The sequence below is a fragment of the Bacteroides sp. D55t1_190419_B8 genome, assembly GCF_015558905.1.
Classification (GTDB): Bacteria; Bacteroidota; Bacteroidia; order Bacteroidales; family Bacteroidaceae; genus Bacteroides; species Bacteroides vicugnae.
The window spans coordinates 66,616-73,919 of the sequence record NZ_JADMOU010000029.1 but is presented as its reverse complement, the minus strand read 5'-3'; the positions used below and the strand labels follow the sequence as shown (position 1 = coordinate 73,919).

Sequence of the window (7,304 nt, the reverse complement as noted above, 5' to 3'; positions counted from 1 at the left end):
TTTAAAAGAGACATATTCATTAGTTATTTCTTTTTCGTTTTTCAAATCCATTGGTCTTTTAAATACGAGATCCCAATAATAAGCTATCGCACCAATATACGGCCATTTTTTCAAACATGTTTCTTTATTGTCGTAACGTATTTTTTTATTATTTCTATTATTTTAGTAGCTTCGTTATAAAAGTCTTCATGACAATATCGACAAAACATTTCTATTTTTTGATCATATACAACACTTCTCAATTGAGATATTATTAAGTCATAAATATCACATGCATCTTCAACATCAATTCCATAAGAACTTAAGTTTGACTTTAAAGCATTTACTTTCAAGATACGCCAAATATTATACATATCGTTAATAAAAGCGCTCTCTTTACAATCTAAGGCACGTTTTACTGCATAATAATAATTTATTGACTCAGTTTCTGATATTCTAAATTCCTCTACATTAGGATATTGGGCAATTTGATCCCAATAATACATTAAGAGTAATCTAAATGCCCGGTTTTCTTTTGGATATATATTCTCTTTTTCAAATAGCCAAAACATTTGAACTGGTACTATTATTCTTTTAGAATCCAAAATATGCCCTCGTAATAAATAATGTTGCATATCACTTTATTTTTTTGCCCGCAGATTCCCGAATCGAACGATTCATTTTTAGAAAAGTATTTATTATAAAAAGAAAAAGCGCGGGAATCTGTACCTGTTACTCGTCCCGCTTATCAAGGCCTTCGAACTGCCCGCAGTAGTCTGAACGAGCAACGCAGAAGCCCACGCCGATATGTATAAACTTAATATACCTTTTATACAAAAGGTACATTGAATAGATATAAACATATCCCGTAGACACCTACTGTTGCTTTGTTTTTGACTGCTGCTCAAAGTGTTCGAAGTTTTGATAAGCCAAAGACAAAACGTCAAGTAAACGTCTTTCTTTAATATAATAATTCCCCCACCCCATCCACCTTATGAAAAGGCATCGGCGTGGAAAACGATGCAAATATAATGAAAAAAGTATAAACTAATCTAGTTATTAATTATATTTTTGTCACATCTAAAAAACAATGATGGTTTATAAAAATATTTATGTAGACAACTATCTTCAACACCCATTGATTATAAAACAATTTCCCATTAGGCAACGGCGAAATCGTCATTGCCTAATGGGAAATTGTTCGTCAGCCAACGGCAATTTTGCATATTCTATGCAAAATTGCAAAAAAACAGGGAAAGTTTATTGACTTTCCCTGTTTCATAAAGATTAGAATAAAAACTACGCTGCCGGATCGGGTGCTTCGCCACCAGAGCCTCCACCTCCATCTGGTTTTTCGCCTCCGGTTTCATCTTCGTCACCAGCACTTGCACTTACTTCTCTATCTGAGAACAATTCAATGCTTGCATTACCAAGCATTGTTTTGAATTTGGTTCCAGGAGTAAATACAATCTTTCTTCGAATAATAGTAGCAGCATTTACATCCTCCTCTTTATCCTTGCTCGCAGCATTAATAGCAGGGCGAAATGAACCGAACTCACCAAACCTCACAGAGAAACCTTCTTCCAAGAAAGTAATCATGGTATCTTCTGCACCTTTTAGTATGACATCTACCATGGCACGATGTATACCAGTTCTCTGGTTTACTTCATTACATAGTTTTTCATAACTAATACTACCAATAAGAACATTAGCAGCAACGTACTTCTCTTGCTTGTTCTCCTTATCAAAGTTCAGCACGATTTTTTTCTTTCTATAGCGTATAGCCATAATAATAAATATTTAAATTAATAGTTATATCAAGAAGTCACTCAATTGACTTCTTGACAAAAATAGCACTATATATGTCAATTCAAAATGATAGTGCAATATTTATTTTAATGCACTACATACCAGTATATTACAACTCATTTTAAGCGTAAATGATTACAAAAACAAGAAAATACGGCAGAATTCTAAGTTCTATCAACAACACCACTATTAGCTCCATCATTATTATCAACATCAGTACTTACATCTATCTATACAACAAGTCCTTTAATTCATATAATAGCAGAAACAGATTCACGACTAACAACAGTCCCAAATTCACCACTAATAATAACAGTGCTAAGTTTATCACTAACAACACTACTAAATCCATGACTAATAACATCGCCAATACTCCTATTTATTTCATCATCTAGTGTGATTTTGCCAATTTTCATTTATCTTTGCCTTACTAATTAATTCAAGAAAGTTATGATGCTGAACGAAAGAGACACTCGTCACGAGCATATATTGCAGGTAGCCCGCCAGATGATGACGGCTGCACGCACTGCTCCCAAGGGAAAAGGAATCGATATTATTGAAGTGGCCCTAATCACTGATGAAGAGATTAAGCAATTATCGGACACTATGATAGCTATGGTAGAAGAACACGGAATGAAATTCTTCCTTCGTGATGCCGACAACATCCTAAGTGCCGAATGTGTTGTATTAATAGGAACGCGCGAGCAGACACAGGGCTTGAATTGCGGCCATTGCGGATTTACCACCTGTGCCGGACGTACTGATGGAGTTCCCTGCGCATTGAACAGCATAGATGTAGGTATCGCAATAGGTTCCGCGTGCGCCACGGCAGCCGATTTACGCGTAGACACACGCGTCATGTTCTCCGCCGGATTGGCAGCACAACGCCTGAACTGGCTGAAAGACTGCAAGATGGTAATGGCAATCCCCGTAAGCGCATCCTCCAAGAATCCGTTCTTTGACCGGAAACCGAAGCAGGAAACCAATGTATAACAGTCACATTGATGCAGAAAACAAACAGATTTTAGATGCAGACAATAAACTGATTTTATAAATAACTAAATATATATAGTCTAATGGGAATCATGGTTGGACTCCCCAGCCCAAGCGGCTCGGAGAAAGATTTGCAGTTGAACTTCGGCAAAAATATGACCGTGCAGGTAGAAATGAGAGCACCTCATTTGCCTGCCGAATGGCATATGCAAAGCGGTATACAGTTGACATGGCCACATGCCGGTACAGATTGGGCCTACATGCTAGCAGAAGTGCAAGAGTGTTTTATCAATATTGCCAGAGAAATAGCAAAGCGTGAATTATTATTGATCGTCACTCCCGAACCGGAAGAAGTGAAAAAGCAGATAGCTGCCACTGTCAATATGAATAACGTCCGCTTTCTGGAATGTGCCACTAATGATACATGGGCACGCGACCACGGAGCCATTACAATGATAGATACCGGCACCCCTTCCCTGCTCGACTTCACCTTCAACGGCTGGGGACTGAAATTTGCTTCCGAACTGGATAATCAAATTACCAAGCATGCCGTAGAAGCCGGAGCCTTGAAAGGCCAGTATATAGACCATCTTGACTTCGTTCTTGAAGGAGGTTCTATCGAAAGCGACGGAATGGGTACATTACTCACCACTTCCGAATGTCTGCTCTCTCCCCAACGAAACGGACGACTGAATCAGGTAGAGATAGAAGAATACCTGAAATCAACCTTCCACCTGCAAAAGGTGCTTTGGTTAGATCACGGTTATCTGGCCGGTGATGATACCGACAGCCACATCGACACTTTGGCACGCTTCTGTTCTACGGACACCATTGCTTACGTGAAATGTGAAAACAAAGAAGATGAACATTACGAAGCACTGCTCGCAATGGAAGAACAGCTGAAAACATTCCGCACCTTAGCAGGAGAACCCTATCGCCTATTGGCCTTACCCATGGCAGACAAGATAGAAGAAGACGGTGAACGCCTGCCTGCAACTTACGCCAATTTCCTGATTATGAACGACGTTATTCTCTACCCGACATACAATCAGCCGGCGAATGACAAAAAAGCAGGAGAAGTATTGCAGCAAGCCTTTCCAAGCCATCAAATAATTGGAATAGACTGCCGTGCCCTGATTAAACAGCACGGTTCCCTACACTGCATCACCATGCAATATCCGCTGGGTGTTATAAAAGAGTCATAAAGGAATTACAAAGGAGATATAAAGGAATTATAAAATAATGAATGAATCAACCCACTAATTATTCATCATGAGAAAGATAAAAGTCGGAATCATCCAACAATCCAATACCGCAGATATTAAAGCCAATCTGATGAACCTCGCAAAGAGTATCGAGGCTTGTGCCGCTCACGGTGCACAACTGATTGTGCTCCAGGAGTTGCACAATTCACTTTATTTCTGCCAGACAGAAAACACTAACCTGTTTGATCTTGCCGAACCAATTCCCGGGCCTTCCACAGGCTTTTATTCCGAGTTGGCAGCAGCTAATGAAGTAGTCCTTGTCACCTCTCTTTTTGAGAAACGTGCTCCCGGACTTTATCATAACACCGCTGTCGTATTCGACCGCGACGGAAGCATTGCAGGAAAATACCGGAAAATGCATATTCCCGATGATCCGGCTTACTACGAAAAGTTCTATTTCACTCCGGGAGACATCGGTTTTGAACCGATTCAAACTTCTTTAGGAAAACTGGGCGTATTAGTATGCTGGGATCAATGGTATCCGGAAGCTGCCCGTCTGATGGCACTGAAAGGTGCAGAACTTTTAATTTATCCTACCGCCATTGGCTGGGAAAGCAGCGATACGGACGATGAAAAAGCCCGTCAACTCAATGCCTGGATTATTTCACAACGCGCTCATGCCGTTGCCAATGGACTTCCTGTTATCTCCGTCAACCGTGTAGGACACGAGCCTGATCCATCCGGACAGACAAACGGTATCTTATTCTGGGGAAACAGTTTTGTAGCGGGACCACAAGGGGAATTTCTGGCACAAGCCGGAAACGATCACCCGGAAAACATGGTAGTGGAAATAGATATGGAACGTTCGGAAAACGTTCGCCGTTGGTGGCCTTTCCTTCGTGATCGCCGGATTGACGAATATGATGGGCTAACCAAACGCTTTCTGGATTAAAGATTGCTCCACATAACTTTACTGCAAAAAGTTTATTACAGGAAATTTATTGCCTGAATTTTATCACATAAAGTTTCCTATATAAAGTTTATCTAATAAAGAAAAAAAGAAAGGCACAGAGTTCAAATCTAATTTTAGAACTCTGTGCCCTTTCAATATATTATCATAAATAACTATTTCATTGAAACGTTATTTTTTTGTTGGCTAGGAAATTAGCCCCTCCATAAATAAACAATCCCAGGAATTGGGCCAGATATTCATTCACGTCCAATCCTTCTACCAATAACACAAGAAATAAGAACTGTGCGGTGTAAGCCACGGCAAAAGCAGAACAAAAGAGCAGTATCTGTTTCCAGATACTATTCTTTTTATTTTCTACGGGGAATATCCAGTATTTGCACCAGATAAAGTTATGGATTTGAGCTATCAGATACGCTGTTATATTAGCCACCATATAGTCACCGTCGAATGACATTTCTTTCATCATTAACCATACAACCAACGCCATAATTAAGGCGTTCATTGTACCGATGACTATAAAACGGAATATACGTACAGATTCTTTCACTCGCCCTCTTTCAGATCAACTATCAAATTCAGTTCATCAAGTTGAGTCTGGTCGATTGCAGACGGTGCATCCAGCATCACGTCACGTCCGGAATTGTTTTTCGGGAACGCAATACAGTCGCGGATAGAATCCAAACCTGCGAACAAAGATACCCAACGGTCGAGTCCGTATGCCAAACCACCGTGAGGAGGTGCACCATACTTAAAGGCATTCATTAGGAAGCCAAACTGTGCTTCTGCCTTCTCCGGAGTGAATCCAAGAATCTCGAACATCTTCGCCTGTAATTTCGCATCGTGGATACGGATAGATCCGCCGCCAACTTCCACACCATTAATTACCATATCATAAGCATCTGCACGTACAGCTGCCGGATCAGTGTCCAACATAGGAATATCTTCCTGCTTCGGATGAGTAAACGGATGATGCATAGCCATCAGACGGCCTTCCTCCTCGCTCCATTCGAACATCGGGAAGTCAATCACCCAAAGGCAAACAAACTTATTCTTATCACGCAATCCCAGTTGAGCGCCCATTTCCAGACGAAGCTCACAAAGTTGTTTACGCGTTTTCATCACATCGTCGCCGGACAGGATCAGAATCAAGTCACCCGGTTTAGCACCGAATGCCTCTTTCATTTGCTGAAGCACTTCCTGCGTATAGAATTTATCCACGCTCGATTTCACAGTTCCGTCCGCTTCTACACGGGCATATACCATACCTTTTGCACCAATCTGCGGTTTCTTTACGAATTCCGTCAATGCATCCAGTTGTTTACGGGTATAGGTTGCAGCACCTTCGGCACAGATACCACCCACATAAGCAGCATTATCGAAAACAGAGAATCCGTGACCTTTCATAATATCCATCAATTCCACGAATTTCATGCCGAAACGCAAGTCCGGTTTGTCGCTACCATAATATTTCATGGCATCCGCCCAAGACATACGCTGGAACGGTTCAGCCAGTTCCACACCACGCAGTGTTTTGAACAAATGTTTAGCCATTCCTTCGAAAGTAGTGATAATATCTTCCTGCTCAACGAAGCTCATTTCGCAGTCAATCTGCGTAAATTCCGGCTGACGGTCAGCACGCAAGTCCTCATCGCGGAAACATTTTGCGATCTGGAAGTAACGGTCGAAACCGGAAACCATCAGCAATTGCTTCAATGTCTGCGGAGATTGCGGAAGTGCGTAGAACTGTCCCGGATTCATACGTGACGGCACCACGAAGTCACGTGCACCTTCAGGAGTAGAACCGATCAAAACAGGCGTTTCCACTTCGATGAAGCCCAGACTATCCAGATATTTGCGAACTTCAATCGTCATTCTGTGGCGCAGTTCCAGATTAGAGCGGACAGCGTTACGACGCAAATCCAGGTAACGATATTTCATGCGGATATCATCACCACCATCCGTATTATCCTCAATGGTGAACGGGGGAGTCATTGCAGTATTTAGTACGTTCAGTTCGGAAACGATAATTTCAATGTCTCCGGTAGGAATGTTTACATTCTTGCTGAAACGTTCATTAACCGTTCCTGTCACTTGAATGACGAACTCACGTCCCAATTTATTAGCACGTTCACAGAGTTCAGCATTAATTTCTTCGTTAAAGACCAACTGGGTAATTCCGTAACGGTCGCGGAGGTCAATAAAAGTCATTCCTCCCATTTTACGGCTGCGCTGTACCCATCCGGACAGCGTAACTTGCTTGTTTACATCAGAGATTCTTAGTTCTCCACATGTGTGCGTTCTGAACATATATTTTTTATTTAAACGATTATCACTCGCGTTTTTAT

At 41.3% G+C, this 7,304-nt stretch carries 8 protein-coding genes; 4 read left to right on the top strand and 4 right to left on the bottom strand.

The genetic code is table 11. The annotated features are described in order from the left end of the window. Nucleotides 1-110 precede the first annotated feature (110 nt). Both I2I13_RS19925 and I2I13_RS19920 read right to left on the bottom strand, forming a co-directional pair. The gene (locus I2I13_RS19925) at nucleotides 111-614 is read right to left on the bottom strand and encodes a hypothetical protein (RefSeq protein ID WP_195650304.1); all 504 of its coding nucleotides are present in this window, start codon (nucleotides 612-614) and stop codon (nucleotides 111-113) included. Between the two features lie 664 nt (nucleotides 615-1,278). Then, the gene (locus I2I13_RS19920) at nucleotides 1,279-1,767 is read right to left on the bottom strand and encodes an HU family DNA-binding protein (RefSeq protein WP_122138117.1); all 489 of its coding nucleotides are present in this window, start codon (nucleotides 1,765-1,767) and stop codon (nucleotides 1,279-1,281) included. Between the two features lie 152 nt (nucleotides 1,768-1,919). Here I2I13_RS19920 and I2I13_RS19915 point away from each other — a divergent pair, with 152 nt between their 5' ends. The 4 genes from I2I13_RS19915 (at nucleotide 1,920) to I2I13_RS19900 (ending at nucleotide 4,938) form a co-directional block, all read left to right on the top strand. Beyond that, nucleotides 1,920-2,183: a hypothetical protein gene (locus I2I13_RS19915; protein WP_141561026.1), complete on the top strand. Its 264-nt coding sequence runs from the start codon at nucleotides 1,920-1,922 to the stop codon at nucleotides 2,181-2,183. A gap of 55 nt (nucleotides 2,184-2,238) precedes the next feature. Next, complete coding sequence (locus I2I13_RS19910) at nucleotides 2,239-2,781, top strand: ferredoxin domain-containing protein (RefSeq protein WP_099147042.1); 543 nt, start codon at nucleotides 2,239-2,241, stop codon at nucleotides 2,779-2,781. Nucleotides 2,782-2,864: 83 nt separating this feature from the next. Continuing rightward, nucleotides 2,865-3,986: an agmatine deiminase family protein gene (locus I2I13_RS19905; RefSeq protein WP_195650303.1), complete on the top strand. Its 1,122-nt coding sequence runs from the start codon at nucleotides 2,865-2,867 to the stop codon at nucleotides 3,984-3,986. A 67-nt stretch (nucleotides 3,987-4,053) separates the two neighbouring features. Then, on the top strand, nucleotides 4,054-4,938 hold the full coding sequence (locus tag I2I13_RS19900; RefSeq protein ID WP_099147040.1) for a carbon-nitrogen hydrolase: 885 nt from the start codon (nucleotides 4,054-4,056) through the stop codon (nucleotides 4,936-4,938). A 178-nt stretch (nucleotides 4,939-5,116) separates the two neighbouring features. Here the strand turns inward: I2I13_RS19900 and I2I13_RS19895 are convergent, their stop codons facing one another. Beyond that, nucleotides 5,117-5,506, bottom strand: coding sequence for a GtrA family protein (locus I2I13_RS19895; protein WP_004295929.1), 390 nt, complete (start codon nucleotides 5,504-5,506; stop codon nucleotides 5,117-5,119). Then, nucleotides 5,503-7,266 carry an aspartate--tRNA ligase gene (gene aspS, locus I2I13_RS19890; RefSeq protein ID WP_148366668.1) on the bottom strand — a complete coding sequence of 588 codons (1,764 nt, stop codon included), beginning with the start codon at nucleotides 7,264-7,266 and terminating at the stop codon, nucleotides 5,503-5,505. The genes I2I13_RS19895 and aspS overlap by 4 nt, the downstream gene beginning before the upstream one ends. Nucleotides 7,267-7,304 lie beyond the last annotated feature (38 nt).

Coding starts and splice junctions, on each gene's coding strand:
- I2I13_RS19925 (WP_195650304.1), bottom strand. CDS start 614: ATGCAACATTATTTATTACGAGGGCATATTTTGGATTCTAAAAGAATA.
- I2I13_RS19920 (WP_122138117.1), bottom strand. CDS start 1,767: ATGGCTATACGCTATAGAAAGAAAAAAATCGTGCTGAACTTTGATAAG.
- I2I13_RS19915 (WP_141561026.1), top strand. CDS start 1,920: ATGATTACAAAAACAAGAAAATACGGCAGAATTCTAAGTTCTATCAAC.
- I2I13_RS19910 (WP_099147042.1), top strand. CDS start 2,239: ATGATGCTGAACGAAAGAGACACTCGTCACGAGCATATATTGCAGGTA.
- I2I13_RS19905 (WP_195650303.1), top strand. CDS start 2,865: ATGGGAATCATGGTTGGACTCCCCAGCCCAAGCGGCTCGGAGAAAGAT.
- I2I13_RS19900 (WP_099147040.1), top strand. CDS start 4,054: ATGAGAAAGATAAAAGTCGGAATCATCCAACAATCCAATACCGCAGAT.
- aspS (WP_148366668.1), bottom strand. CDS start 7,266: ATGTTCAGAACGCACACATGTGGAGAACTAAGAATCTCTGATGTAAAC.